This is a genomic window from Kitasatospora sp. NPDC089509 (assembly GCF_044749365.1).
Lineage (GTDB): Bacteria > Actinomycetota > Actinomycetes > Streptomycetales > Streptomycetaceae > Kitasatospora.
Window position 1 is genome coordinate 1 of sequence record NZ_JBIVHS010000042.1, and the last position, 25,532, is coordinate 25,532.

The 25,532-nt window shown below is 71.2% G+C and carries 31 protein-coding genes; 7 read left to right on the plus strand and 24 right to left on the minus strand.

The annotated features are described in order from the left end of the window. Positions 1-380: 380 nt before the first annotated feature. The gene (locus ACIP4P_RS43230) at positions 381-2,900 is read left to right on the plus strand and encodes a Helicase associated domain protein (RefSeq protein ID WP_400929406.1); all 2,520 of its coding nucleotides are present in this window, start codon (positions 381-383) and stop codon (positions 2,898-2,900) included. A 139-nt stretch (positions 2,901-3,039) separates the two neighbouring features. Here ACIP4P_RS43230 and ACIP4P_RS43235 read toward each other — a convergent pair whose 3' ends face one another. After that, a complete protein-coding gene (locus tag ACIP4P_RS43235; protein ID WP_400929409.1) occupies positions 3,040-4,761 on the minus strand; it encodes a PAS domain S-box protein in 1,722 nt (573 codons plus the stop codon). Between the two features lie 897 nt (positions 4,762-5,658). Between ACIP4P_RS43235 and ACIP4P_RS43240 the strand changes: the two genes are divergently transcribed. Both ACIP4P_RS43240 and ACIP4P_RS43245 read left to right on the plus strand, forming a co-directional pair. Further along, positions 5,659-6,321 carry an HNH endonuclease family protein gene (locus tag ACIP4P_RS43240; RefSeq protein ID WP_400929412.1) on the plus strand — a complete coding sequence of 221 codons (663 nt, stop codon included), beginning with the start codon at positions 5,659-5,661 and terminating at the stop codon, positions 6,319-6,321. After that, positions 6,318-6,605: a hypothetical protein gene (locus tag ACIP4P_RS43245; RefSeq protein ID WP_400929415.1), complete on the plus strand. Its 288-nt coding sequence runs from the start codon at positions 6,318-6,320 to the stop codon at positions 6,603-6,605. The genes ACIP4P_RS43240 and ACIP4P_RS43245 overlap by 4 nt, the downstream gene beginning before the upstream one ends. A 640-nt stretch (positions 6,606-7,245) precedes the next feature. On the opposite strand, the gene ACIP4P_RS43250 is transcribed toward ACIP4P_RS43245, so the two are convergent. The 6 genes from ACIP4P_RS43250 to ACIP4P_RS43275 all read right to left on the minus strand — a co-directional run bounded on the left by ACIP4P_RS43250 (position 7,246) and on the right by ACIP4P_RS43275 (position 11,103). Continuing rightward, on the minus strand, positions 7,246-7,521 hold the full coding sequence (locus ACIP4P_RS43250) for a hypothetical protein (RefSeq protein WP_400929418.1): 276 nt from the start codon (positions 7,519-7,521) through the stop codon (positions 7,246-7,248). Between the two features lie 56 nt (positions 7,522-7,577). Further along, entirely contained in the window at positions 7,578-7,856 is a 279-nt protein-coding gene (locus tag ACIP4P_RS43255) for a hypothetical protein (RefSeq protein WP_400929421.1), read from the minus strand. Beyond that, positions 7,853-8,653: a sigma factor-like helix-turn-helix DNA-binding protein gene (locus tag ACIP4P_RS43260; protein ID WP_400929424.1), complete on the minus strand. Its 801-nt coding sequence runs from the start codon at positions 8,651-8,653 to the stop codon at positions 7,853-7,855. The genes ACIP4P_RS43255 and ACIP4P_RS43260 overlap by 4 nt, the downstream gene beginning before the upstream one ends. 50 nt (positions 8,654-8,703) lie before the next feature. Next, positions 8,704-9,795, minus strand: a complete 1,092-nt coding sequence (locus tag ACIP4P_RS43265; RefSeq protein WP_400929427.1) for a helix-turn-helix domain-containing protein — start codon at positions 9,793-9,795, stop codon at positions 8,704-8,706. A gap of 6 nt (positions 9,796-9,801) precedes the next feature. Next, positions 9,802-10,041, minus strand: coding sequence for a hypothetical protein (locus ACIP4P_RS43270; RefSeq protein ID WP_400929429.1), 240 nt, complete (start codon positions 10,039-10,041; stop codon positions 9,802-9,804). Positions 10,042-10,821: 780 nt separating this feature from the next. Beyond that, positions 10,822-11,103: an ATP-binding protein gene (locus ACIP4P_RS43275; protein ID WP_400929432.1), complete on the minus strand. Its 282-nt coding sequence runs from the start codon at positions 11,101-11,103 to the stop codon at positions 10,822-10,824. Positions 11,104-11,187: 84 nt separating this feature from the next. Between ACIP4P_RS43275 and ACIP4P_RS43280 the strand changes: the two genes are divergently transcribed. Beyond that, positions 11,188-11,883: a hypothetical protein gene (locus ACIP4P_RS43280; RefSeq protein WP_400929434.1), complete on the plus strand. Its 696-nt coding sequence runs from the start codon at positions 11,188-11,190 to the stop codon at positions 11,881-11,883. 220 nt (positions 11,884-12,103) lie between these two features. On the opposite strand, the gene ACIP4P_RS43285 is transcribed toward ACIP4P_RS43280, so the two are convergent. From ACIP4P_RS43285 to ACIP4P_RS43295, 3 genes are all read right to left on the minus strand, one after another. Next, positions 12,104-13,624 carry a hypothetical protein gene (locus tag ACIP4P_RS43285; RefSeq protein WP_400929437.1) on the minus strand — a complete coding sequence of 507 codons (1,521 nt, stop codon included), beginning with the start codon at positions 13,622-13,624 and terminating at the stop codon, positions 12,104-12,106. A 54-nt stretch (positions 13,625-13,678) separates the two neighbouring features. Next, a complete protein-coding gene (locus tag ACIP4P_RS43290) occupies positions 13,679-14,257 on the minus strand; it encodes a hypothetical protein (protein WP_400929440.1) in 579 nt (192 codons plus the stop codon). A 168-nt stretch (positions 14,258-14,425) separates the two neighbouring features. Further along, on the minus strand, positions 14,426-14,713 hold the full coding sequence (locus tag ACIP4P_RS43295) for a hypothetical protein (protein WP_400929443.1): 288 nt from the start codon (positions 14,711-14,713) through the stop codon (positions 14,426-14,428). A gap of 248 nt (positions 14,714-14,961) precedes the next feature. On the opposite strand from ACIP4P_RS43295, the gene ACIP4P_RS43300 reads away from it, so the two are divergent. From ACIP4P_RS43300 to ACIP4P_RS43310, 3 genes are all read left to right on the plus strand, one after another. Then, entirely contained in the window at positions 14,962-15,150 is a 189-nt protein-coding gene (locus ACIP4P_RS43300; protein ID WP_400929446.1) for a hypothetical protein, read from the plus strand. A gap of 202 nt (positions 15,151-15,352) precedes the next feature. Further along, positions 15,353-16,600 (plus strand): ParA family protein, encoded by a 1,248-nt coding sequence (locus ACIP4P_RS43305; RefSeq protein ID WP_400929449.1) that lies wholly within the window; start codon positions 15,353-15,355, stop codon positions 16,598-16,600. Continuing rightward, entirely contained in the window at positions 16,597-17,766 is a 1,170-nt protein-coding gene (locus ACIP4P_RS43310) for a ParB/RepB/Spo0J family partition protein (protein ID WP_400929452.1), read from the plus strand. The genes ACIP4P_RS43305 and ACIP4P_RS43310 overlap by 4 nt, the downstream gene beginning before the upstream one ends. A 146-nt stretch (positions 17,767-17,912) precedes the next feature. Here the strand turns inward: ACIP4P_RS43310 and ACIP4P_RS43315 are convergent, their stop codons facing one another. The 14 genes from ACIP4P_RS43315 to ACIP4P_RS43380 form a co-directional block, all read right to left on the minus strand. After that, positions 17,913-18,353, minus strand: coding sequence for a hypothetical protein (locus tag ACIP4P_RS43315; RefSeq protein ID WP_400929455.1), 441 nt, complete (start codon positions 18,351-18,353; stop codon positions 17,913-17,915). 292 nt (positions 18,354-18,645) lie between these two features. After that, a complete protein-coding gene (locus ACIP4P_RS43320; RefSeq protein ID WP_400929458.1) occupies positions 18,646-18,879 on the minus strand; it encodes a hypothetical protein in 234 nt (77 codons plus the stop codon). 156 nt (positions 18,880-19,035) lie between these two features. Then, a complete protein-coding gene (locus ACIP4P_RS43325; RefSeq protein WP_400929461.1) occupies positions 19,036-19,887 on the minus strand; it encodes a hypothetical protein in 852 nt (283 codons plus the stop codon). Positions 19,888-19,971: 84 nt separating this feature from the next. Further along, on the minus strand, positions 19,972-20,112 hold the full coding sequence (locus ACIP4P_RS43330) for a hypothetical protein (protein ID WP_400929464.1): 141 nt from the start codon (positions 20,110-20,112) through the stop codon (positions 19,972-19,974). Between the two features lie 175 nt (positions 20,113-20,287). Continuing rightward, the gene (locus tag ACIP4P_RS43335) at positions 20,288-20,677 is read right to left on the minus strand and encodes a hypothetical protein (protein ID WP_400929467.1); all 390 of its coding nucleotides are present in this window, start codon (positions 20,675-20,677) and stop codon (positions 20,288-20,290) included. A gap of 26 nt (positions 20,678-20,703) precedes the next feature. Next, positions 20,704-20,958: a hypothetical protein gene (locus ACIP4P_RS43340; protein WP_400929470.1), complete on the minus strand. Its 255-nt coding sequence runs from the start codon at positions 20,956-20,958 to the stop codon at positions 20,704-20,706. A gap of 88 nt (positions 20,959-21,046) precedes the next feature. Further along, positions 21,047-21,637 (minus strand): hypothetical protein, encoded by a 591-nt coding sequence (locus ACIP4P_RS43345; protein ID WP_400929473.1) that lies wholly within the window; start codon positions 21,635-21,637, stop codon positions 21,047-21,049. Between the two features lie 17 nt (positions 21,638-21,654). Next, entirely contained in the window at positions 21,655-22,263 is a 609-nt protein-coding gene (locus tag ACIP4P_RS43350) for a hypothetical protein (RefSeq protein WP_400929476.1), read from the minus strand. A 55-nt stretch (positions 22,264-22,318) separates the two neighbouring features. After that, positions 22,319-22,723 carry a hypothetical protein gene (locus tag ACIP4P_RS43355; protein ID WP_400929479.1) on the minus strand — a complete coding sequence of 135 codons (405 nt, stop codon included), beginning with the start codon at positions 22,721-22,723 and terminating at the stop codon, positions 22,319-22,321. 124 nt (positions 22,724-22,847) lie between these two features. Further along, the gene (locus ACIP4P_RS43360; RefSeq protein ID WP_400929482.1) at positions 22,848-23,228 is read right to left on the minus strand and encodes an RRQRL motif-containing zinc-binding protein; all 381 of its coding nucleotides are present in this window, start codon (positions 23,226-23,228) and stop codon (positions 22,848-22,850) included. Between the two features lie 17 nt (positions 23,229-23,245). After that, positions 23,246-23,749, minus strand: a complete 504-nt coding sequence (locus tag ACIP4P_RS43365; protein WP_400929485.1) for an AAA family ATPase — start codon at positions 23,747-23,749, stop codon at positions 23,246-23,248. Between the two features lie 51 nt (positions 23,750-23,800). Beyond that, on the minus strand, positions 23,801-24,088 hold the full coding sequence (locus tag ACIP4P_RS43370; protein ID WP_400929488.1) for a hypothetical protein: 288 nt from the start codon (positions 24,086-24,088) through the stop codon (positions 23,801-23,803). Positions 24,089-24,249: 161 nt separating this feature from the next. Further along, entirely contained in the window at positions 24,250-24,648 is a 399-nt protein-coding gene (locus ACIP4P_RS43375) for a hypothetical protein (protein WP_400929491.1), read from the minus strand. Between the two features lie 265 nt (positions 24,649-24,913). Then, complete coding sequence (locus ACIP4P_RS43380; RefSeq protein WP_400929494.1) at positions 24,914-25,288, minus strand: hypothetical protein; 375 nt, start codon at positions 25,286-25,288, stop codon at positions 24,914-24,916. Positions 25,289-25,532: the final 244 nt, after the last annotated feature.

Genomic DNA, 25,532 nt, shown 5'->3' on the forward strand with positions numbered 1-25,532 from the left:
GAGGGGTGGCGCTGAGGGGCGCGTGCGGGTCGGCTTCACTCCTCCCGGATTGGCCTAGACCGTGGTCCAGGCCAATATTTCGACCCCGGGCGGGGGTGGGGTGCGCTACCCTCGGAGGGTGAGCAACGGTGACCGGTGTATCAGTTTGAGTCTGTCAGGAAACCTTGCCGGATGCGGGGTCCGTCCCCGGCACTTCCGGGATTTCCAGGTGTTTCTTCGAGGTAGCTGATAAGCTACCGGAAGCCGCTTACATATTGGCTTTTATTTCCCGTCCGATCTGGCCTCTCGGCCCGGCCGGTGAATGTATCAGAAACGCACTGTCAGCAGTTCTTGTCAGATCCCGGGTCCGGCCTGGGGCATTCGAGGGGAGAACTTTTTCCGTGAGCGTGGAGATTTTCCTGGCGGAGGATCAGGAGCCCGAGGAGATCACGCTTCGCCACCACCAGGTGGAGGCACTGGAGGCGATCGTGCGGGGCCTGACACCGCGTCCGGGGCAGAGTGCGCCGGCGGGGCTGCGGGTGACCGCGCAGATGGCCACGGGCACGGGCAAGAGCTTCGTGGGGGCCGCGGCCAGGCAGAAGCTGACGCCCCGCGGCGTGGTCCTGGTCGTGGTGCCCACGCTGGACCTGCTGGTGCAGATGATCCGGGAATGGCGCCGGGACGGGCGGGCCGGGGAAATTCACGCGGTGTGCTCGCTGGCCGTGGGCGAGCTGCCGTTCGGCGTCCGGGCGAGCACCGGCGGGCGGCAGATCGGCTGGTGGATCGAGCAGGCCGCCCACAAGCGCCGGCCGCTGACCCTGTTCGCCACCTACTCCTCGGCGGGGGCCGTGGAGGACGCCTACGACTACTACGCCGAGCGCGGCCAGACGCTGCCGCCTCTGGAGCTGATGGTCTGTGACGAGGCGCACCGCTCCTCCGGCCACGCGGAGAAGACCTGGACGGTCGTCCACGACAACGACCGGATCCCGGCGCTGCGGCGGCTCTACATGACGGCGACGCCGCGCGTGTGGGCTCCGCCGAAGGCCGGCATGAAGCGGCGCGAGGGGGCCCTGCAGCCGCTTCCGGAGGAGTTGGCCTGCTCGATGGACGACCAGCGGATCTACGGGCGGCAGGTGGTCACCCTGGGTCTGGCGGAGGCCATCGACCGGAAGTTGTTGGCGCCGTTCGAGGTGGTGGTGCTGGAGCTGCGCGACCCGGGCGCGGACCGGCAGGCGGCGTCGAGGCAGCCGGTGCCGTGGGGGCCGGGGGTCGGGGAGGCCGAGGACGGCGAGGAGGACCAGGTGCCGGCCGAGCGGATCGCCGCCATCCAGGCCGGGCTGGTGAAGACGATCGTGGAGCGGCGGCTGCGGCGCACCATCACGTTCCACAATCGGACGATCGAGGCGCGGTATTTCTCGGAGACGCTGAACCAGGCCGTGGACCGGCTGCACGCCGAGAACCCGGCGAAATATCCGGAGGAGTTCTGGGCGCAGTGGCTCTCCGGTGAGCATGAGGTGGATTTCCGCAAGGAAATCATCAAGGACTTCGGGACGGCCGAGGAGGAAGAGGGACTGGCACACGCCGTGCTCTCGAACTGCAGGGTACTCGGCGAGGGCGTCGATATCCCGAATGCAGACGCCGTGCTGCTCCAGGGCCGGGGGAGCATGGTGGATATCGTCCAGGCCATCGGCCGGGCCCTGCGCATGAAGCCCGGCGAGGGCAAGACCGCCAGCCTGATCGTGCCGGTGTTCCTCAAGCCCGGCGAGGAGCCCGGAGACATCCTGGAGTCGGACTCCTACACGCCGCTCGTCAAGATCCTCACCGCGATCCGCAGCCACGACGCCCGGGTCATCGAGGCCCTGGCCGTCCCTCAGAAGTCCGGCAAGCGCACCACCGGGCGCAGCGCGGAAGCCCAGGTGGCGCCGGGGTTGAGTGAGGGTTCGCCGTCGTTCTCGCTGCCGGTGCGGTTCCAGTCGCCGGTTGACTCGGACGTGCTGGCGCTGTTCATCGCCACCCGGGTGCTGACGGGTGAGAACCAGCTCTGGCGCGAGGGCTTGGGACACGCGCGGCGGTGGTACGAGGAGACCGGCGGGCTCGATGTCCCGTATTCCGCGCGGGTCGGTGAGAACGAGAATTTCCGGCTCGGTGAATGGCTCACGCAGCGCCGGGTGGAATATGGAAATGGTGAATTGGCGCGTCACCGGGTCGACATGCTCGACGCGCTGGGCATGATCTGGTCGGTCTCGGACGCGCGGTTCGAGGCCGGGCTGGACTGGGCGCGGGTGTGGGCGGCGGAGCATGGGGGGAGCTTGGCGGCGCCGGCGCGGGCCGCGGTCGGCGGGTACGCGATCGGGGCCTGGCTCTCCGGCCTTAGGGCGGCGGCCGAGGTGCCCGAAGGCGAGCCCGGGGCGCTGGCGCCGGAGCGGCGGGCGGCGCTGGAGGAGATCGACCCGTGGTGGTGCCCGCGCTGGCCGATCACCTGGCAGCGCTCGTACGCGGTGGCCCGGCAGTGGTGGCTGGAGTCGGACGGCCGGGTCGACTGGGCGCAGCTGTCGGTGGAGACGGAGTTCGAGGGCGAGGCGCTCGGGCGGTGGGTGCGGGCGCAGCGGGCCGGCTTCGCCGCGCTCGACCAGGAGCAGCAGGACCTGCTGACGGCGATCGGCGTCGAGGAGGACCAGGAGCTCGCCGTCGCGCGGGCGGCGGCCGCGGCGAAGCCGAAGGTGTCGAGGGCCGACCGGTTCGCTCAGGGCCTGGCTGCGTTGGCGGCCTTCGTCGAGCGCGAGGGGCACGCCCGGGTCCCGCGCACCCACAAAGAAGGCGGGACGTCGCTGGGCACCTGGCTCAACAACCAGAAGGCCCGCCAGGACAAGCTCACCGCGGAGCAGCTCGGGCAGTTGGAAGCCCTCGGAGTGAGCTGGTAGACCAGCGGGACCGAGGCCGATGCCCTCACGTCGTTGCGGTCCTTCACCGGGTCGACGGGCTGGTGCGCCTACAGAGGTGTTGGAGAGCCGTTGCCCCATAGTTGCTGGCAGGCTCGCCTCGGGCGGGCGGGTTGCCAGTTCACGCCCTTCTACGGGCATCGACAGTGATGACGAAGAACTTCGTTGCCTCCTCGATGACGACGACGGAGTGCCTCAGGCACACCCATTTATAGCTGCCGTCCCGGTGGGATATGCGGACTTCGGCCATGCCAATTCCGGCGCTGGCACGTTCTAGCAGGACTCGATCCTCGGGATGAACGAGGTCGGCGAAGCTCTGCTGGCGCAGCACCGCGCGGGAGCGGCCGAGCAGTTGACAGAGGGCGTCGTTGACCCTGGTCAGCTGGCCGCGCCCGGCTACGTCCAGTTCGGTGATGGCCATCCCGCTGGGCGCGTACTCGAAGGTGCTCCGGAAGCTCTCCTCGCTGGCCCGCAGCGCCTGTTGCTCCTTCTCCAGCCGGGCCAGCGCGTGTTGCATCTCGGCCCGCAGCCGGGCATTGCCGATCGCGATCGAGGCCTGAAGGGAGAAGGTCTCCAAGGCTTCACGGGTCCAGGCCCCGGGTCGTTTGCCGCTGTGCGGGCGGTCCACCGAGAGCACCCCAAGCAACTCGCCGCCAGCGCTGTGTAGCGGTGCGTTGAGCATGTCCTGCGGGTGCCAGTCGTTGGCGCCGAGAGGCAGCGGGCCGTCGCCGATCCAGCGCGGGATGTCCCTGGCGATAGCCCAGCCGCGGTCGTACGGCAGGAAGCGCAGGGTGCCCCAGTGGTCGCTGACGCCCAGCAGCCGGTCCCAGGACTCGCGTGAGCCGACCTGGCCGAGCAGCACCGAGGGCCCGCCCATCGGGCTCTCCTCCAGCTCCCAGAGCGCCGCCACCACCAGGTCGCCGGCCGGCCGGACCAGGCTCACTACGGCAACACCGAAGCCGAGACCGTCCACCGCGCCCTCGACGACGGCCTGCAGCGTGCCCGCCAGGCTGCGGGCAGCGTTGACGTCTGCCACCACCTTCTGCAAAGTACGGAGGGTCGCGAGACGGACGTACGGCTCCGACTCCCCAGCCGTCCACGCCTCGACCGGCTGCCCCGACTGATCGGGCGCGAGGCTGCTCCCCTCATGGCGTCGGGTGCGCTCCATCTGCAGGGTGGCTTCCGCGGCAAGAAGGCGGCTCTCCAGTTGCACGCACTGTTCCTCTGCGGTGAGTTTCAGGGTCTGGGCGCGAGACAGCTCGCTCCGCAATGCTTCTAGCTCGGTCTTGAGGTCGCGGATCTCGCTCCGGAGTTCGTCTGCTCCTTCGGGCGGGGTGTAGATGTCGAGCTCCGCCGAGCCGGAGGTGTAACGGACGGTGGCCCAGTCGCTTTCCAGTTGGCGGTATCGCTGCTCAGCCTGGGTCGCTCGTTCCTGAGCAGCCACAACGGCCTCAAGCAGAGCACGTTCACGCACATTGGCGCGTTGGAGTTCGCGTTCGGCTGCCCCGAGGCTCTCACGAAGCTGTTCAAGCTCGTGCTGAGTGGGGTTGCGGACGCGCAACGCCTCTAGGCGAAGTTGGTAGGCCTGAACGCGGACGTCATCGGTCACTGGATTGCCTGTGAACTCAGCTACCTGAGTCAGGAGTTCATCAACGAAGTCTTCAGGGGCGATCCGCCGACCGTTGAGATAGCGGGAGACTGAGCCCTTGTCTCGTTTGACACGGGCGGCGTAGCGGGTGAGGGATGTCGCGAGGCTGGCGAAGAGCTGGCCGAGGAAGTCAGCAAGCGCCTCAACTTCCGGCTCATGCAGCTCAGGCAGTTGCTCGGCTCGTTTCTCCAGCACTCTGCTTCCTCATCAGGTTTTCGGTGTTGCAGGCAATTGGCAACTGTTGCGGCTAGTGCAACATCTGCGTATGACGGAAGCCTAGGTGACGGGATCAAACCGTCGCAGGGGAAGGGCTGTTGTGCTTGTCGCGGCTGTTGGTCGCGGGTCCGCCACGCCGGTATGTGGATGGTGCCGTGCTGGCTGGGCCCTGGCGATTGCGGTGAGCCCGGGTCCTTCGGTGTTGGTGAGCCCGGGTCCTTCGGTGTTGGAGAACACAGCTTGGCGAAGCAAAGATCTCTCGCTTCGGAAGGCTTGACCGGCTCGTCCGGTCGCCTATGGTGCGGCCTCACAGAACAGCCTCAGGATGTCGGGATGCAACTGCACCAGGTTTGGGGTCGAGTTCCTGGCCTGGCGTTGGCTCCTGCTGTTGATGGACAAAACGGACGGAGAAGAGTGTGAACGAGTTGGAGCCGCGCGGTCAGGCGCACGGCGCGGTTGGGTGGGACGGTAGGGAGCGGCGTGCGCAGCCGCGTTGTGAAGAGCTAACGAATCGATCCACATCACGGGGGCGTTGGGGTGGTCAGGTGGGCGAGCAGGTACTGATCGGGGTCGGTTCCACGCTCGGTGCGAGCGCTGTGATCTGGGGGCTCCAGTTCCTGGCTGCCCATATCGAAGTGGTCTGGCGCTGACGCCCCGCCCGGGGCCGGTCCGCCGTCGGCTCGGAGCGGCGGACCGGCTCGCGGAAAGTGGGCCTGGGTCATTAGCTGGGGGCCGCTACAGCTCGTTAGCTGTGCCGGTGGCGCAGGCGTCAGGCTGGTTCACCCCGAGTGAACGGTCGTCAACATCTCTCGGCGGCACGCTTACGAACGGGCGTAGCGGCACATGGGTTTCAGGGTGCTGGGGTAGCAAGGCGGCATGATCAAGAATGTGCGTGGGTGGCGTCGTGCCGCCACGGTCCTTGCGTCGTTGGCCGCTGTGCTCGGCCCGGCGGTCCCTGCCCAGGCCGCTGCGGCGTCTGCGAGGGCGTTGCCGGAGCCTCCGCCTGTCGACGTTGTGCGGGGGGAGCTGGCCGGCCTGACGGTGGCCGAGCCGCACTCCATGGAGGGCTACTCGCGGGCGAAGTTCCCTCACTGGGCGATCCAGTACGGCCAGTGCGACACGAGGGAGGTCGTGCTCGCCAGAGACGGCCAGGACGTGGTCCAGGACGAGAAGTGCCAGGCCGTCTCGGGGTTCTGGGTCAGCCCGTACGACGGGAAGACCACCAGCGACTCCAAGGCGCTCGATGTCGACCACGTCATCCCGCTGGCGAACGCCTGGCGTAGTGGGGCCGACTTGTGGGACACGAGCAAGAGGAAGGCCCTCGCGAACGACCTGACGGAGCCGCAGCTCGTGGCCGTCAGCGCGGCCAGTAACAGGAGCAAGGGTGACAAGGACCCGAGCCAGTGGAAGCCTCCGCTCCAGTCGTACTGGTGCACCTACTCGCGGGCGTGGGTCGAGGTGAAGAGCCACTACCAGCTGAACGTCACCGCCCCGGAGAAGCAGGCCCTGTCCGACATGCTCGACACCTGCAACCAGTGACCGCCGCGGAAGGCGGTGAGCGCCACCAGGACCACCTCGTCGCAGGGCCCGGCGGGGTGATGACCGAGGAGGTCGGCTCGGTCACCGGTGACCTCACCGTCGTCACCAGTGTCTTCCCGGGCAACCAGGTGTGGGTCGCCGTCCAGTACCGCGGTGCCGACGAGTGGTACACCCTCACCGGCACCCCCGCTCCCCTGCCCGACGGCTGCTCCCTCGCCGAGTACCACGAGCACGTCCTCGCCGCCATCCGCGCCGGCGGCGAGGCCGTCGCACCGAACCTCTGATCCTGACCGCCCGGCTGAAGGCTCCGGGCGGAATCGCATCTGTGGCCGCGGCCCCGTTCCCGGGGCCGCGGCCACAGCGGTTCCCGGTGTCATTCTCCGCAGGTCGGCCGGGGTTGACCGGCCGCCAGGAGCGTGTAGGCTCCGCCGGTTTCGCGGCGCCCGGCCTCTGAGCCTCCATACAGGGCCGGGCCTCCGAGTGGACTTGACCGGCGCTCTCGATTCCCTACAGTCCGGTGCCGCGGAACCCGCCCTGGCCCCGCCCGGGGCGCCACGCACACCGGAACGTCGTCGTGTGCGGCCGTGTCCGTCCAGCCATCCACGACCCGGAGGGGACCACCATGACCGACCTTCTCTCACGCCTGACCGCCGCGCCCGCCCGGACCGCCGTCGTTCTCCTGAGCGCGCCACATGGACCACCACCGTGCTCACTGGCCTTGCCCCCCTCGAACCGGAAAGCAGTACGACACGGGCCGCTGACTAACCGGGCGTCGTGGCGGTGCTGGGCTCGCTCTGCTCTCGAAGACGGAGGCCACTGACGCCTGGGGCCGGTCCGCCGCCCACTCGGGGGTTCGGGCGCAGACCGGCCCCTCCAGCGTGTGGCCGTGGCAGCACGGTGTCGCCCGGGTTGCTCCAGGCGGCGTCAGGGGGTATCGCCATCCCAGTCCCAGCGGCGCGGGTCGGCGGCCCTGGGCTCGTAGTGCGCCCGCCCGCCACCGCCGTACCGGCCGAGCTCGGTCATCAACGCCGCACCGCTGGCCAGCTGCCCGGCGTCGCAGCCGGTGACGTCCAGCAGCAGGCCGTCGAGCGGGCCACCGACCAGCTCCCGGTAGGAGCGGCCGGGCAGCGGATTGGAGTCGGGGGCACCGTAGTCCGTCCCGTAGACCCGGCCCCGCAGCAGCACCTCGTCGTCGTCCATACCGCCCACCCTCCCAGCCCGCACCGACAGCACGCGGACGATCAGGCAGGCGGGGGTCACCACCAGGCCGGCTCGACGTCGACGGCCTGGTCGTCGTCCACGTCGTCGGCGGCCCGGCCACCGGACTCCAGCGCCTGGGTCTCCTCACGGAGCAGCTCGGCGATCCAGTCCGCGACGCCGACGGGGAGGCGGACGGTTCGCTGTTCGATGTCGTACGGGGTGCCGATGGTCAGCCAGAGGTCGGCGCCGCCGTCGGGACCGGCCGCTCGGGCGAAGGCTGCGAGGGCGTCGGCGAGGTCGGCGCCGGCGGCCTGGCTGTCGTGGTCGGTGTTCACCAGCTCGCCGGGCCGTCGGGGTCGGTCGGCTGCGCCGTCTTGCGGACGGTGGCCGGCGTGTAGAGGTACCAGCACCAGTCGTCGTAGTCCGGACCCCAGCGAACCAGGGCGACCCAGGCGGTGGAGCCCTGGTGCAGGCGCCAGCGCTCGACCCGGCCAGGCCGCCACCGCCCGCCCAGACGGATCTCGACCCAGCGCCAGCGCGGCTCGGCGTCCCAGCAGCGGCCGGGCCCGGACATCAGCTCCCGGGGCGCCCGCTCGGCATCGCCGGGCTCCCAGGCGGGGTGGTCCGGGTGGGAGCGGGAGAACGGAACTGCGCTGGTCACATTCTCCAGCTTAATCGAACAATTGTTCCCGTGAAGCGTCGATCGCCGGTCTTGACTGGGACGCCGGGCAAGAGAGCGGAGGCGAACACGAACCGTGGCGAGGTCGGTCCCGGTGAGCGCGGCCACTTCCGTGTCCGGCAGCCCCAGCGCGTGGTGGAGCAGCAGTACGTCCTGTTCGGGCGGGGTGAGGTGGGCGAGAGGACGCAGCGGGCGGGGGCCTGCGGCCGAGTGGACGTGGTGGCGGACCGCTTGCCAGGCGCAGGCGGCTGGGCTGGGGGTGCGCAGGGCGTCTCGCCAGTGGTGGGCGAGGTCGTCGAGCGCGGTGCGAATGGCGTGCCGGGCAGCGCTTGAGGGGAGCAGGAGGATGGCGTAGCGCAGGTAGCGGTCGTGGTGGAGGTCCCGTAGGGCGATCAGGTCGATCGCTGGGTCGGGTCGGGGCTGGCCGGGGGTGTCTGCGGTTGCAGGTGTCATGTGGTGCCCCTGAGGGGTCGGAGGTAGAAGAAGCGGTGGGGGCGGGTGGGTCAGGACCAGAGCGGCACGATGCCCAGGCATCCGATGTCGAGGAGGAAAGGGGATCGGCGCCAGCGGCGGGGGACACGGATGGGCAGTCCGGCCTCGGTGTAGCCGGCTGCGGGGAGCGAGGGTACGGGGCCGAGCGCCGTGCTGGGTTCGCTCTTCGTGGGGGATGGTCCTACGACGAGGCCGTGGTTCTTCAGGTAGGCCACGTCTTCGGGCTTGAGCCCGTTGTCGGCCTCTAAGTCGGACCGGGCTGCGCTGTGTGCCTCGTCGGTTTCGTCCGCTTGGCCTGTTGGTGGTTCGGGGTCGTCCAGGAGGAATCCCCGCATGGGAACGGGGGTGGTGGCGGTCCGGGTCTCCTGCCAGGGGAGGGTGTTGGGGCCGTCCACCAGGAATCCGCGCATGGGGACGGGGACGAAGGGGTCTGCGAAGCGCGCCCGGAAGCTGGGACGCGTCCGGTTGACGGCGCGGCGTCCTGTCTCGCCGGCTGCCCGGTCCCAGGCCTCTCCCCAGGCCAGGGCGGTGTGGGGCGGGACACCGACGGCGGTGACGAACGCGATCACGTGGCGCCGTTGCGGCAGCGCCTCGGAGCGCAGGATCTTGCCCAGGCTGCTGGCGGGCAGCCGGCAGCGGCCTTTCGGTGTCCGGCCGGCCCTCTTCTCCAGTTCCGCCAGGGATGGGTGGCCGTCCCTGTCCCGCAGACCGACCATGCCCAGACGCAGCTTGGCGAAGCTGTCTATGAGCTGGGGTTTGGTCGCGAAGACGTCGTAGAACTTCGCGGCGAGGTCGGCGTTGAGGAACTCCTCGGTGCGGTCGTGACGGCGCCGTTGGTCCGCCCGGCGGGCCGCTTTCCATAGGCGTCGGGCCGTTCGCAGGTCGGCCCGGCAGGCACGGGAGTAGGCCTCGACGACCCTCCAGGTGGGAACGGCCCTGCCGTCGGTCGCGCGGGAGAAGATGGTGGCGCTGGAGCTGCTGTTGGTCGTCTCCGCCATCGCCCTGTAGGTCAGGCCGCGGTGCTGGCGCTGGGCTCGCAGCCACAGCGCCAGCACCGTCAGTTCCGGCGTGACCTGGGCAACGGCGTTCTCACGCCGTCCCACGGTCGGTCAGGCGGCGTCGGTCGCGGCCGGGCCGGACGGGGGCTGCTCGCGCAGCCCCTTGATCGTCCGGCAGGCGAGGAACGCGGCGGCGCCGACGAGTTCCATGACGCCGAAGGCGGGCAGTCCGGCGCCGGTGAGGGCGCCGGCCAGGAGCAGGATGACGATGACGATGACGGCCTCGGCACCGGTCAGGGAACGTCCGGGACGGTCCGGGAGCGGCGCGGCGGGGATACGGATCGGGCGCATGAGTTGTCCTTGTGTTCAGTATCAGTCGCGTCCGGCGAGCGGACGCGACCGACATGGCTGCACCTACTACGGTCCGGCAGGGGGCTTCCAGACCCCCGGGAGCGCCGGACCGGTGTGATCCTCTCACCGGTGAGCCAACGGTCACAATCCGTGCCCGCCCTCACCGGCCGATTGGTTCAGAATCCAGTAGGAGAACCCCACTAAAAGACGCCAGACCGCAGTTTGACCGAAATTTACGCCAGAGCATCAGTGCAGGTCAGAGCCACTTAAACACCACCAGTTGGTTCAATCTCAACCATGTTGCATTGCCCAGCCCACGGAGGAATGACATCCTTTCGTCTGGCGCTGATTTCCAGCCACAACTGGGAATCCTTCCCTGGCGCAGTGGCTGCACCACGAACAGGGACTGGGCACCACCGCGACTTCCAGCGCGACGCCCGCGAGGGTGGCGCACCCAGCAGGGTGCGGCCACCCTCTACCGCTTCCCCGGCCTTCCGGGCAGCGCAGAGGCTGGCCTCTTCAGCGCCCCAGAGGCGAAAGCCTGGCGAGGTGGTTGCCGGTGGCTTGTTTCCGACGGTGGCTCGCCGAAGGCCTCCGCGGCCTCGGCCGAGGAGGCCCCGTACGAGAACGCCGGTTGCCCGCTCCGCGGGAGTGCTTGCCGAGTTCAACGACAGGCGCTGTCCGAGGGCACGACGACCAGGCGGCACCGGCCGGGTTTCCGGCCGCGATCTCCCGCCAGCTTCGGACGGCCGAGGAGCGGATGGAGCCCGCCGCAGGTCGTCATCGGTTCGCCCGAGAGGGCGCCGAACGCCAGGTGGGCGTCCTGACGGGAGCGGTACCCATGACGGCGGCCCGCATGTAGTCGGCGCGAGCCGCCTCCTGACGCGCCCGGGCGTTGATGTGCGCCGGGTCGAGCGGTACGGGCAGGTCGAGCTCGGCCCAGACCACCTTGCCGGTGCTGGTGGGCGCGCTCCCCCACCGGTTGCTCAGGCCACGGACCATCAGCAGGCCCCGCCCGCTCTCCGCAAAGCCGTCGCCGAAACCATCGACGACCTCGGGCAAGGCAGCGCCCTGGTCCTCGACCTCGTACTACCGGGCCAAGGCCGACAAGGACCTCTCGGCCGCACCGCCGCCTCCCTCGACGGGATGCGCTATGTCGCCGCCGGCGGCGGCCGCCTCGCCCCGCAGGCACAGCGCGGCATCGCCAACCTCGCCCGCATCGCGGGCGACTTCCCCACCGCGCTAGCCGCCGCCTTCACCCTGACATGGACGAGCCGCCGCCACCGCGTCCGCGGCGACATCCTCTGGCCCCAGGGCGACTTCACCGCCGCCGCCCAGGCCCTGCGCGACGGGCGCGCCGAAGCCGAGCAGCACGACGCCCCCGGCAAGCGCGCCATCGCCCAGACCCGCCTGGCCCTGGTCACCGCGTTCACCGACCCCGCCCGCGCCGATGAGGAGATCGGCCTCGCCCGCCAATACCTGGAGCCGCTCGACCAGCGCGCCACCGTGCTGCTCAACCACGTCGCCGTCCGCGCCGCCCTCCTGCGCACCCAGATCGACGTCGCCGGCCTGCCCTGGCTCATCCCCCTGCCGGAAACCGCCCTCGCCTTCCACCACACCATCCGCGGCGACCACGACGACCTGGCCGCCACCATCACCCGCCTTCGCGACGCCACCACCGGCGGCGACTTCGCCTACTACCTGGACGCCGCCCACTTCATGGCCGGCCTGCCGCTGCCCAGCCCGTCCGCCACGCGCTGGCTCGACAGCAAGGACACCGTACGGAACCGGTGGCGCACCCTGGTCACCGAGCGGCAGGAACGCCCTCGCAGCGCACGCTGAAGGTGGTGGGGCGGGGGCCCGGTCGGGGGCCGCCCCACCACCTTCAGCGTCGACCGCCTACTGCTCGCAGCCCGGGCGGCACAGTTCCTCCAGAATTGCGGCCTGCCCGGCCGCCACGCCCTTCAGGACCCTGCCCTGCGCCTCCGGCGCCGGGACCCGGGCAGATCCCGCCGGAAGCGGGCCGGGCCCGGGGGCAGGGCCGGCCCGCCGCGTCACGCGATCAGCGTCGCGGGGTCGGCGGGGTCATCCGCGCGTGCAGCAGCGTGGCGCGGGTGACCTCGGTGCCCTGCTTGTGTTCCTCGTTGAACAGGGCCGTGAGTCCGGCTGGGGCGTTGTCCCAGTGGTAACGGAGGCTGACGGGACGGGTCAGATCGTCCAGGAGCTGGTTGACGACGTGGGCTGCTTCGGTGGGGCGGTCGCCCCAGCCATCGCCCCACCACAGGTGTTCGCCGGGGGTGCAGGGAGCGGGGTGGACCTGCCCGTCGGTGGTCGTGATCCACACCGTGCCGTACAGGACGACGGAGGCCAGTTCGTCGCGGCTGGCAGGCAGGGCGAGCGGGGCGTAGAAGAGCCACTGGGGGCCCTTGGAGCCGTCGGCCTTGGTGCGCACGACCGGCATGTCGGTGAGCGGGTCAACGAAGAACGCCTCCACCTGCTTGCCCTCGGCCAGCGTGGCGTGCACGGCGGTCGGGTCGCACATGGTGAGCCTGCGGGACCAGCGTTCGGCGACGGTCCCCTGCTTGGCCAGGACGTCGGTGAACCGTCCGTAGGGCAGGAGGTGGGGGTGGTAGCCGAGGGCGATGTCGGTGGCGACGACCGCGTCGGGCTGGGTGCTGGTGGCGATCGCCCGCCAGCCCGTGGCCAGGACGTCCTCGACGTCGTCGTCCTCTTCCAGGACCTCGATGGGGTGGGTGCTCTCGTCGTGGCGGGCGGCGACGACCATCCGGGTCTGCAGTCGCGCGGCGTGGTCTCCGAAGATCTTGATTTCGGAGGCGACGCCTTCGACGCGCTGGTTGCGGATCTGGTCGGCCATGTTGGTCAGCGCGGTGCGCGCGTCCGCCCTGAAGGCGGGATTGCGGGCGGCCTTGCGCAGGGCCGTCTCGCGGTCTTCGGCCGGAACCTGGGCGACGACCGCGGCGGCGCCGGGCTGCCACTGGCGGACGACCTCCGGCCGGCGCAGCAGGCCGGGCCACCACGGAAGCGGCTGTCCGACGAGGTCGGCGACGTCCCCCCACCGGGCCTCGTACTCGATGCGCGGCTGGGCGGTGTCGGCGGCGACCAGGGCGGGCCCGGTGTGGCCGAGGTCGCCGTACAGGGCGCAGACGGTGACGATCTCCCGGTTGGACTCGGCGGCCAGGTCGATGGCGGCCGATGACGCCGCGCCGCTGTCGGTGGTGTGGAGCATGCGGATGACGCCGATGCCGGTGTGCCAGTCGGTGGCGGGGCCGTGCGGGGTGTCACGGTAGCCGAGGTGCCGGCCCGGCTGGCGCTGGCCGGGCACGGGACGGGCCAGGTGGGCGCCGCGGTGACGGAACTCGGGGGTCTCGGCGGCCCACAGGTAGAGGGCGGTGGCGTCCCAGACCTGTCCGGCCGGCTCCGGGTCGAAGGCGCGGTGGTGCGGGTCGTCCTGGGGGGCGGGGAAGTCCTTGTGCTGGCGGGGAAGCCGCCACATCCCGAAAGGGCTGACCTTGAGCAGGTCCTGGACTTCCGTCTTGCTGAGGTAGACGGTGCTGACGCCCATACAGCTACTCCTGTGGGTCTCGGACGGATCAGTGCGGGGATTCCAGGCCAGGGGTCAGGCGGCGCCCTCGGCCTCGATGCCGTGCATGCCGCTGGGGGCGCCCTCCAGCGGGTCGCTCCTGCGCAGCCAGCGGCTCGCGGTGCGCAGCGCCTTGTCGGTGTGGATCCGCGGTTCGCTCCACAGGCGGCTGAGCCAGCGGTCCAGGTTGCGGCGGTCGCGGTCGTTGCCGCGCAGTGCGGAGGGGACGGCTTCGACGGGCTGGTCACGGTCCTTGCGCAGGACGAGGACCAGGTGGTCGGTGACCAGTGGTCGGATCTGCTCGGCGGTGCCGAAGCCTTCCTCGACGAGGATGTCCTGCGTCCCGCCCGAGCCGGACCCGTCGTAGCCGGCGCAGCAGGCGGTGAGCCAGAGTTCGTTGCCGCTGTCGTCGATCAGGACGAGTTTGGGGGACTGGGGCCAGGCGTACTGCGGGCCGTGGCTGGTGTTGGCGAAGCGCCGGCCGTCGACGATGACGTCGTCCTCGGAGAGGTAGGCCCGTGCCTCGACGAAGGTGCCGAACCGGTGGCGGTTCTCGCGCCAGAACCGGAGGCTTTCGGTGGTGGCGTCCTGTCCGCCGTCCGTCAGGATCATCATGCTCCGCACCCTACCGATCACGTTGTGCAACGGGGGCGGGAATGCGGAACAGGGCTGCCGCCACTGCGTGATGACCGGGGGCAGGGCGGAGGGTCTGCGCCGTGACGCGGTGCGATGAGCGCCGGCTGCTGCTGGGCGCCCCTCGCGTGGCCCCGCTCTGGGCCGTGGTCAGTTCTCCCGCTGTTCCAGGACGTCGGCGGCCGTCTCGTGGAGGTGGCGGGCGAGGTCCAGCAGGCCTGACAGGCCCTCGAACCGGGGGTCGATCGCGGGGTTGGCGCCGGTCTTCTTGATGTTCTCCCACAGCGTCTCGAGGTAGTCGGCGAGCTCCTCGCGGGCGTCGGACTGCTCGCGCAGGTGCCCGTCGCTCAGGGCCGCCAGGCCGGCCCGGTCGTGCTTCTCGGTGTCCTCGGCCAGTTCCTGAGCCGCTTCCTGCAGGGTCTCGAACTCCACCGCCATCGTGCTTCCCCTCCGTCTACAGCCTGTTGGTTCGTCCCGTGACGCTATCGAGCGGTGGGCTCGGCCGTCAGGCGTTTCGGTTGCCCTCGGGCGGCGGTTGCGGGGCGCTCGCCGCCACCGTGACCGCGGGCATGCCTGGCCGAGCGGCTGCGGGGTCTGATGTGGGGTCGGCTGGGGACGTTCGGCGGTCTGGAGAGCGGGGGTCCGTCGCTAGCGTGCGCGCCGGTGCGGCGTTGTTGCCTGGCCTCGTGGGCGTGGTGGTCCGGCGCGTCATCGGCGTGATGTGGATGACCCAGCTACCCATACAAGTGGCGGCCGGAGCCGGCGGGTGGGAGGTCTCCGTCGGTGGCGCGGACGCGGCCGATGTGGCGGCGTTCTCCGCGGAGAACGTGCACGACCTGCCCGCCCGTCCGCAGGCTGCGTACGGCGCCTGGTAGGTCGTCTGAGGTGTCCTCGGGCCCGCGTCCGCGATCGGGTGCGGGTCCATTCGCCTTCTCGTGTTGGGCAGCACGATCGGCGGACGATGTGGTGCGGGGGGCTGGCTCCGCGGTCTTCTTTACCGCGGTAAAGCCTGATGTGATGACTTTCCTAACGTGTCGAGCCTCGCTGATGAGCTTTGGCGTTAGTAAGGTACCGTCCATGAGTTCCCCAGCTACCTCCAGCGACCGCGAGAAGGTCGTATCCAAGCTGCCAGGATGGCTCTGGCAGACGCTCAAGGTCCGAGCAGCGCAACGCCGTGTCGAGATCCAGACGGCTGTTGAGCGGGGCATCGCGGCCTGGATGGCATTGGCCTCCGCCCGGGGCACCGTCGACACCTCGGGTGCCGATTCGTTCTCCACTTTCCTGCCCAGCGGACAGTGGGAAGCCTTCCGGGAGGCAGCGTCCGACCGTGGCGTCTCCCTGACGCAGGGGCTCGCCCAATCCGTGCAGCTGTGGCTGGAGATGAATCCGGCCCCTGCCGTGAATCGCGCCAAGCATCCGCGCCGCCGTATCGTCTGCAACCAGAAGGGCGGCGTCGGCAAGACGGCTGTCGCAGCCGGCCTCGGCGCGGCGCTCGCGGAAGACTCCGAGGCTCTTCACCCGGTGCGCATCTCCAAGCACTTCGCTGCGCGGCTTGAAGACGTTGAGGGCCCTGACCCTCTGGAGCTTGAGGAACTGCCCGGCCTTGGCCGCCGCACGCTGCTGGTCGACTTCGACCCGCAGCGCCACCTCACCAAGCAGCTGGGGCAGCAAGAGATCCCCATGACGCCGGGGACCGACAGCCTGTGCAAGTACATGACGGGGGAAGCCAAGCGCGACATCCGCGACCTGGTGGTGCCGATCCAGGACGACCGGTACGGCGGGCGGCTCGACCTGCTGCCGGGGTGTCAGGACGGCTTCCTCCTGGACGTCGCCTTGTCGAAGGTGCGTTTCCGGGAGGCCGCCCTCGAACGCGCGCTGGCGCCGCTTGAGCCGTTCTACGACGAGATCATCGTGGACTGTCCGCCCAGCCTCGGGCTCAGCATGGACGCGGCTATCTATTACGGACGCCGGCGGGAAGACGAGGATCCCGGCAGTTCCGGCGCTCTCATCGTGGTGCAGGCCGAGGACAGCAGCGCCGACGCCTACGACCTGCTCATTGCCCAGATTGAGGATCTCCGCAACGACATGGGCGTGGAGATCGACTACCTCGGCATCGTGGTCAACCTCTACGACCCGCGCCGCGGCTTCATCGCCACCTCATCGCTCCAGGCCTGGATCGACATAAAGGACCCGAGGGTGATCGCGGTCATCGGCGACCTGACCGACCAGCGCAAGGCCGTCCGCCTCAGGCAGCCACTGCTGTCCTTCGCGCCGCGCGGCGAGCAGGCGGCCACCATGCGTGCTCTGGCCCGGGAGGTGTCATGACGCGAGTAGCCGACCAGCTTGGCACCGGGGCGTCCTTCGCCCGGGCGCAGGGCGGCGTCAGCGCACGCCGCCAGGCCGTCGCTGCCAGCACTGGGGCGCCCACCACCGGGGCCCCGGACAGCCGACTGCGGGCTCTGCCGCTCACGCAGCTCGTACCGACCCGGTTCAACCCGCGCCGGAACTTCGGCACGGGGGAGGAGCTGCTGGAGTTCGGGCTGAAGCTCAAGAAGAAGCAGCTGCAGCCCGCCGTCGCGGTCACGCGCGACGCCTACCTCAAGCTGTGGCCGGGCGAAGCGGAAAATATCGACGGCGCGCCCTACGTCATCGCCAACGGTGAGCGCCGCTGGCGGGGCTCACAGGCAGCTGGCGTCCTCACGCTCGACGTGGTGGTCGACGACGAGATCGCGAAGTCCCGCGCCGACTTCCTGGACGCGGTGCTCTCGGAGAACAACGACCGCGAGGACCTCGACCCCATCGAGCGAGCCCTCGGCATCAGGACGATGGTCGAAGAGCTCGACGGCAAGGCCAAGGTCGCGGAGCACTACGGGAAGTCGGCCGGCTGGGTCACTCAGCAGATGTACCTGCTGGAACTGGCACCGGAGCTGCAGGAGCTGGTGAGCTCAGGAGAGCTGCCCCTGCGGGAGACCCGGGCGTTGGCGAAGCTCCCGGTGCGCGAACAGGTGGATGCCTGGCGGGCCCGATCCGCTGAGCGGAAGGAGGAGAAGGCCCAGCCTCGGCAGCCGAGGAACCGCCAGAAGCAGTCAAACGACGGACAGGCGCCCGGCGCCGCCGCGAAGCCGGGCTTTACCGCGGTAAAGAACAGCCCGACCGACAGCGTCACCGAAGCCTCCGAAGCGGTGGGCTTTACCGCGGTAAAGCCCACCGGCGAAGCAGAGCCCTCCCCGGCCCACCGTGACGCCCCCGTGCCGCACCAGGCCGCGGCGGTGAGCGCCGCAGTAGCCGACCCACTCGCTGACTTCGCCGTCTACGTCAACAAGGCCGGCGCGTTCGCCGACTCGTTCCAGGGCCTGGCTCAGGTGTACGCCAGGGCCAAGGAGACCGACCGGGACCGTACGGCCGAACTCGCGGCACAGCTCGGCGCCCACGTGCTGCGCGTTGTGGATCAGCTCCCCGATGTACGGCCCGTCGAGGACGCGACGGCATAGAGGCCCAGGAACGCAAAGAGGCCCCGTACCAGCGCAGACGCGCGGTACGGGGCCTCGTGTTTGTGTCGCTGGCCGGGCGGCGGTCTGGCTTGTTGGAGAGCCGCACCCGGGGGTCGGGCCCGACCGCAGCCGACTACGGCGGAACGTTAGGGGTGGCCGGGCCAGCGTTCGGCGAGGCCGTTGTCGCCCTTGGTGTCGTAGCGGGCGATGATCCGCCAGGCGGTGTCGCACAGGTCGCGGGTGTAGCGCTCGCCGGCGGTGGAGTGGCCGCCGTGGGCAGGAAAGAGGTCGTTGAGGTACTTCCACAGGGCGGGCTGGTCGCCGTCGAAGAACATCAGCAGGTAGTGGCCGAAGTAGGCGATGGCGGCGGGGTCCTTGGCCTGGTTCAGCTTGGTGATGCCGGTCTGCATCTTGCTGAGGATGTACTCCGGGCCGCCGACGCTCTGGCCGGTGTCGTCGGGTTTGACGATGTGCTTGGCACCGTTGTCGACGGTGGCCCAGAAGGCGGCGTCCTCCCGGCCGGGGAGCATGGCGAGCAGCCGGGCGAGGTGGCGCAGGTCGGAGTCGGTGGCGAACGCGTCGTTCACGGGTGTCCTTGTTGGTCGGGTTCAGTTGGCCGGGGGGACGAAGCCAAGGGCGATCTGGCACTGGACGACGGGGTTGGTGGACATGGCCGGCTCCTCACCTGGGCCATGTGCGGGCCCTGCGTGCACGGTGAGGCCAGATGGGCGAGCGGGGCAAGAGCGCCGTTTCGGCCACCTATCCGCCGTGGGCGGGCCCGGAGGGGCGGGGTGGGATGATGGCGACGGCGGCCCGCCCCCACTTACTCTGGGGACGGTCCGCCGTCTTCGTTCCGGGCGCCGGGGCGCCTTCGTCCTGCTACCGGGCCCTGCGAACGCGGGAGCCGGTGACGGTGCCGCCCGGCTCGGCGTCGCGGGCGGCGGCTTCGACGGTGTCGAGCAGGTGCGCGCCGGAGGCGTTGGCCGGGCCGAGGCCCGATCCCCGGTAGGTGACGTTCTCGCCGGACGCCGTCTTCATGTCGACCTCGGCCTGGTAGACGGTGGTCGAGTCGGACGAGCTGGACGAGTCGGAGCTGCGGCGGAAGAAACCCATGGTGATGACTCCTCAGTCGGGTGTGCTGGATGGACGGTCAGGTGCTGTGGGGCCGGGGAGGCGGGTTCCGCGCTGCCCTGGTGTCTCCCATGCTCTCGTGTGAAATGGGCTGGTGTAAGGGGGTTTGCGGTGTTTCCCGTTGCCTCTTGTGGCCGCTCAGCGAGCGGAGCTGGTGGCGGCCTGGCGGCGGTGGAGCAGGGCGTGCTGGCCGGGGTCGAGGCGCCAGAGACCGAGGCGGCCGGCGGCCGGGATCGGGTCCGGGAGGGCCTGGACGTCGGTGAGGGTCCAGTGCCACAGGCCGGGCAGGCCCCAGGGCCGGCAGCAGCCGGTGTCGCGGTGGCAGTCGGTGATGCGGGCGGTGGCGACCAGGGCACCGGTCATCAGGGCCGGAGCGCCGGGGCGGGCGAGGACGGCGCGGACAAGCGGGTCGGCCTGGCCGTCGCGGGCGAGGGCGCGGGCGGCGTGCAGGACAACCGGGCCGCGATGCTTCGTCGGCCAGGACCGGTTCTCGATCGCCTTGTCGCCGGCGATGATCGCGGCCAACCAGGGCTGGCGGATCGTCAGCGCGGGAAGGTCCGCAGGCTGCGCCGCCGGGTCGGTGCCCTCGCCGATGCGGCGCAGCGCCTCGGGGAGGGCGGTGTCCCAGTCGCCGGTGAAGTGCAGGGCTCGGTCGTCGATGTAGAGGGCCGCGCCCAGCTTCTTGTTGGTGACGAGCAGCTGGTCTCCCAACCAGTGGGACCGGTCGGGGTCCTCGTCGACGATCGCGGGGATGCCGTGGCGGGTGAACCAGGCCGCCACGGCGGGGTGGTAGCGGCGGTGGCGGGCAGTGACGCAGAAGACGGAGCGGCGCTTCATGAGCTGGCGGATGGCCTCGAGGGCGCCGGGGATCGGGTCGCCGTAGATGCGACCGTCCTGCCAGCCCTTGTCGTGCAGGACGGTGGTGAGATCAAAATCCACGCCCACGGCGTGGCTGGCGGGGGAGTCGGAGGTGAGGGGGATGACGGTCACTCGGGGGTTCTCCTCAGTGGTCGAATCGGATGGTGATCGGGATACGCCGGTAGCTGGGGCCGGGCCGGTGATTGGGCTCGGGGTTCAGTCGAGTCCGGCGCGCAGCTGGTCGGCGCGTTCCTGGGCGAGGCGGGCAGCTTCGGGGTTGGCGGTGGCGCCGCGGGCGGCGGCTTCGGTGAGGGTGCGGATGAGGGCCTGGCGGCTGGCCGGGTCCAGGAGCGGCATGGGTCGGCCGTCGCGGCAGGCGGCCCATCGGGCAGCGAGGGGTTCGAGGTCGCGCAGGTCGGCCCGGTGCTGCGGGCCGTCGGCCTGGCCGACCGGGTCGTGGGGGACGGTTCCGCAGGTGAGGGGCGCCGCCCGGCCGCGTGGCCGGGCGGCGGGGCGGCGGGGCGGCGGGGTGTCAGCAGCCGTAGGGGCCGTAGGCGGCGCAGTTCTCCAGGTGTCCGCCGGCGCGGTCGACGGTGGCGAGGAGGTGGTCGAGGGCGTCCTGGTCGCGGTGTTCGCCGAGGTGGCGCTCGCGCAGGGTGTCGGTGTGGAGGGTCCAGTCGGTCCAGTCACCGATGGCTTCGGCCACCTGGCGAGCGGCGTCGGGGGTACGGAACGCGGCGATCAGGAGGCCGGAGTGGTGGCCCAGGCGCCAGCGGCACGGGCCGTCGCGGTCGATGTCGGCGGGCAGCTCGTAGAGGTAGAGGCCCGGGGCGGTCTTCAGGAGCTCGGCCTGGACGATCCGGCGGCCTTCGACGCAGCGGATCTCGTGCGGGAGGGTAATCGTGGCGGTGGTGGTGGTCACGGGTGTGTTTCCTTCCGGGTTCGGGTTCAGGTGGTGGGTGGGTGGGGGCGGCGGGCGATGGCGCGCATGCCGTCGATGCGGTGGGCCTGGCGGGACAGGCGCGCGGCGAGCACGGCCAGGTGGTCGGCGTCCTCGGGCCGCACGCCGTAGATGAGGCGGGCGGCGTAGTGACGGGCGGCGTCAGCGAGTTGCTGCGTGTCCAGGGCGTGGGCCTGGAACTCGCGGTCGATCTCCGGGTCCGGGTCGCGGGCCTGGAGTCCGTGGCGTTCGGCTTCGTTCACGGCGGGGGTTCCTCGGTGCGGGTGGCGGCGGTCGGCGGGTGGAGCGGTGCCGGGCACCGGATCGCCGGTGCCCGGGAGCATGTAGGGGTCAGTCGAGCGAGCGCACCGCGGGCGGGAAGACCTCGGGCAGCGGCGGCAGGAACGGGCACTGGTCGGCGTGGTCGCTGACCTGCTGGCGGACGGCGTAGACGTACATCGCCTCGGCCTGTGCGAGGCCGTGGCGGCAGCCGGTGCAGTGCCACCACGCCTTGGTCTCGTCGCGGCAGTGGGTGCCGACCGGCCAGGGCTGGTCGCCGATCAGCTCGACCTGGGCGCCGCCGCGGGTGAGCTGGCGCATCCAGATGTGGCCGGGACCGCCGCCGGTCGGGGCGTCGCCGATGTGGACCTGGCCGTGGTCCAGGCGGATGCGGCCGTGGTCGGCGGCCTGCTCCAGGAGCGTCATCAGGCGGTCGTGGCTGCCGAGGACCTGGCCGCTGGGGACCAGGCGCGTCATCGCGTACAGCTCGCCGACGCTGGTGCGCCGCCGGCCGGACGCCTCCAGCTGGCCGAGCACGGCCAGCACGACCGTGTAGGCGTCGTCGCGGCGCAGCAGGTTGTCGAAGGGGTCGGGGGTGAGGTCGGTGAGCATCTTCGCCAGGGTGTCGGCGGTGGCCAGGAGGCGGGTGTCGGTGATCTGCACGGGTGCCTTCTTTCTGTTCAGCGGGTGGCGATGGTGCAGGTGCGGGTGGTCGGGCGCGGTTGGACCCGGTGGTAGTAGTGGGTGGTGCCGGTGGTCGTGGTGTCGGTGTAGGCGGCCAGCAGGTCGGGGCGGCGGTCGGCGATGGTGGCGAGCTGCTCGTAGATCCAGGCGTCGGTGCGCTGGAGGAGCACGCGGTCCCCGATGAAGTCCGCGAGGTGCAGGCTGAATCCCTGCGCGTGCTGGGCGTGGGCGATGCGGGTGGTGAGGATGGCGGCGGCGGTCGCGTCGTCGGGCCGGGTGGGGATCGGGCTGGGCAGCGCGCGGCACTGGCCGGCGTGCTCGTTGGCCTTCTCCTGGCCGTCCCGGAAGTTCAGCGGGTACGGGAGGGAGCGGGAGGGCTTGCTGTCCGTCATGGTCCAGGTGCGGGTGCAGCCGAGGCAGTGGACGGCGTGCGCGCCGGAGTCCTGCGCGTCGGCCAGGTCCCGGGTGTAGAGGAGCACGCGGGCGCCGGCCAGGTTGGCGTAGCGGATCCGGACGGCCAGCCCCTCGGGGGTCCACTGGTCCGGGTCGGGCTCGGCGGGCAGCGCGGGCGCCGGCGGGGCGGGGGAGCGGCGGAAGAGGTGCATGACGGTGTCCTTCCTGATGTGGTGGGTCGAGCGGGTGCTGCGGGTCGGCGGGTGGTCAGAAGGGCGGCTCGTCGCTGTAGAAGCGGGCCGGGGTGGGACGCCAGGGCAGGCGCCAGGACGAGAAGGCGGTCATGCAGTCGCAGAACTCCCAGCCGTCTTCGCGGTACCAGCCGCGGTGGTCCTGGCAGTCGGTGCAGCCGGGCTTGGGATGGCGGTCGATGAACAGGTCGCAGGGGCCCGCGGTGATCTCCCAGCGGCCGATCCGCAGGCGGCGGGGCAGCCTGGCCAGGCGGGCGCGCAGCCTGCGGGCGGGGGAGCGGCGGGCAGGGACGGGCGGCGTGTGGGAGGCGGCGGCGAGGTCGCGCAGGGTCGTGACGGAGGCCTCGAGGGCGGGCGGCAGGAGCGGGTCGGAGCCGAGCAGGTTCAGGGTGGCGGCGTAGACGAGTTCGGCCTGGGTCATGCGGGTTCTCCTCAACGGGGGTGGGTGTCGGCCGGGCGGCCGGTCTCTGTCCCCGGATGCGCGCCGCCCGCCGGGCTGGGTGCCGGGCGGGCGGTGCGGGCCGGGGGCGAGGCCGGTCGTGCGGTCAGGCCGGGACGGCGCGGGCGAGGGCGAGGAGCTCTTCGAGTTCGGCGAGGGCCAGGCCGTCCGCACACGGGAGGCAGCAGCCGAGTGATGTCGGGATGCAGCACTCGGTGACGGTGCGGCACAGGGCACAGGTTCGGCGGGCGAGCATCATCCGGTGGTGGGAGCGCCAGCGGGCCTCGGTCATGGGCCTGACCGGCAGGGCGAGCGAGCGGCGGTAGAGGTAGCCGACCTGCGCGGCGGGTTCCTGGCCGCCGGGGCGCAGGCCGGCGGCGCGTAGTTGGCGGCGGGTCAGCAGGTCCGGGCTGGGGTCGTAGCGCCAGGGGTGGGTGGGCAGGCCGCCGTGGTGTTCGCCGGTGGGGTCGAGGTCGGGTACGCGCACGGGCCGGCTCCTAGCGGTCAGCGGGCACGGGCGGGTTCGAGGTGGGCCGGTCCGGTGGCGGTGACGCGGTCGACGAAGCGGAAGCCCTCGGCGATGAGCTGATCTGCGCCGGGCAGGTCGCGGTGCTGTTCGCGCAGGACGGCGCCGGGCACCACGCGCGGTCGCAACGCGTTCTGCACCTCGCAGACCGCCAGCGGCACGTCGAACAGGACGGCCGAGCAGGGACGCTGCCAGTAGCGGGCCCGGGCGAGCAGGTGGGCGCGCGCGTGGGGTTGGATCGCGGTCGAGTCGATGATCGTGGTGAGGCCGCGGGCGAGGCGGGCGTCCAGGAGCAGGTCCTGGACCTGGAGCGCGACCGTGGTGGCGCTCTGGTCGGCGGCCGAGTTGGTGGCCATCTCGCGGTAGGCGTCGAGGTTGAGCGTCCAGGAGGGGGGCCAGCGGCGTTCGGCGAAGGTGGACTTGCCCGCGCCGCTGACGCCGACCAGGACGACCAGGGTGCCGGGGTCGTGGTTGAGGTTCACGGGGTCCTCTCGTGGGTGTGGTCCGGGCCGGGCGGGCCGGGGGTGGACTGGTCAGCGGGACGCGGCCGGCTGGCCGGAGCAGGCAAGGCAGTTCCAGGGGCTCGGGCCGTCGTTGTCGTCGTCGGAGGGGTCCGGGCCGACGGTCAGGTAGAGGTGGCCGTCGCAGAAGTAGCGGCCGCAGCCGTCCGAGGGGGTGCCGGGCTCCGAGCCGCACAGCTGGTCCAGTCCGCGGTCGATCTGCTTCGTGCAGCTGTCCTGCTCACAGGTGGCGGTGATGCCGTAGCCGGCCTCGATCTCCTGGCCGTCCGAGCGGGTGACGATGTAGTACGCGTAGCCCATCTCTGGGTCCTTTCGGCTGGGTGGTGTCGGCCGGACAGGCCGGTCCCGTCCCCGGAGGCGCGCCGCCCGCCGGGCTGGGTGCAGGGCGGGCGGTGCGGGCCGGGGGCGAGGCCGGTCGTGCGGCACCTGGGCCGGGGTGCCGCTGAGCTCGGTTGGCTCGGTCAGTTGGCGGTGCGGGGGCCGGGCGGCAGGGCGCGGGGCGTGGTGGTGACGGTGGTGGCGAGGAGCTGCACGACGTTGTCGGACAGGCCGGAGAGCGTGGCGGGGATGAGAAGGTCGCGGGTGGCGGTGCGTTCGGCGAGGTGGACGACGGCGGCCAGGACGTGGCCGGTGTCCTCGCGGCGGCCGGCGACGACGGCGTAGGTGCCGACCAGGCGTTGGGCGTCGTTGACGGCGGTTCCGCCGACGCAGGGGCCGGGGACGGTGATGTCGATGCTGCCGGTGTCGTCGGTGAGGACGAGCTGGCGGGGGTAGCGGCCGTTCGTCTCGGTGATGACGCCGTCGACGGTGACGAGGGCGAGGTCGGGGGCGGCGGTGAGGCGGGGCAGGTTGTCGGTCATGCCGGCGGTCTCCTTGCTGGGGTGGGGCCTGCGGGGTCGGGGTGACCGGGCAGCCGCGCCGGTCCCGGCGGTGCCGGCCGCTGGGTGCGGCCGGGTCCGGGGCCGGCGTCGGCGGTCCGCTCGGTGCGCGTGCCTGGCCGGAGCCGTGGGGCCGAAAGGGCTGCCCGCGCTCGTGTCTGCCGGGCCCGGTGTTCTGCCGGTGCGGGCAGGGAGCGGGCCCCTGCTCCGGGTGGAGCGAGGGGCCCGCCGGTCCGGTGGTGGCCTGTCAGGCGGCTGTGGCTTCGTCGGTGGGGCCGGCCTTGCCCGTCTTCCGCCTGTCCCACCAGGCCTTGGCGTCCCAGTCGGTGGCGTAGGACAGGAGCAGGTAGGACGCCGTGGTGCCGATGGCGAGGATCCCGTGGGCCCAGCCCCACGGGGTGGCCTTGAGGATGGCGCCGATGCCGCTGCCCCCGCCGATGGCACTGCTGAGCGTGACGATGACGCAGGCGGCCAGCAGGGCAAACTCGGCGTCTTCGGTGAAGCCGGCGCGGATGCCGTGGTGGACGGTGTAGCGGGCGTGGAGGGCCAGCACGGTCAGCTGGACGGCCCACAGGGCCAAGACGACGGCGGCGATGCCGGAGAGGGTGACGAGGTGGTGCATCGGGGTCCCTTCGTGAGTGGTGCGGGTGACTTTCGGGAGCGGTGCGGCGCCCGGTTGGCGCGCGTCCGGTGGTCAGCTGACGAAGGCGAGGACCAGGACGGCGAGGAGCACGGGCACGGTCATGGCGACGGAGCGAGGGATGTTGATGCAGCGCTTGAGGCGGTCGATCTCGTCGCTGATGTCCTCGCATTCGACGAGGAGGCGGCCGTGGGAGCGGGTGCCGACGGGGACGTTGGCCAGGGTC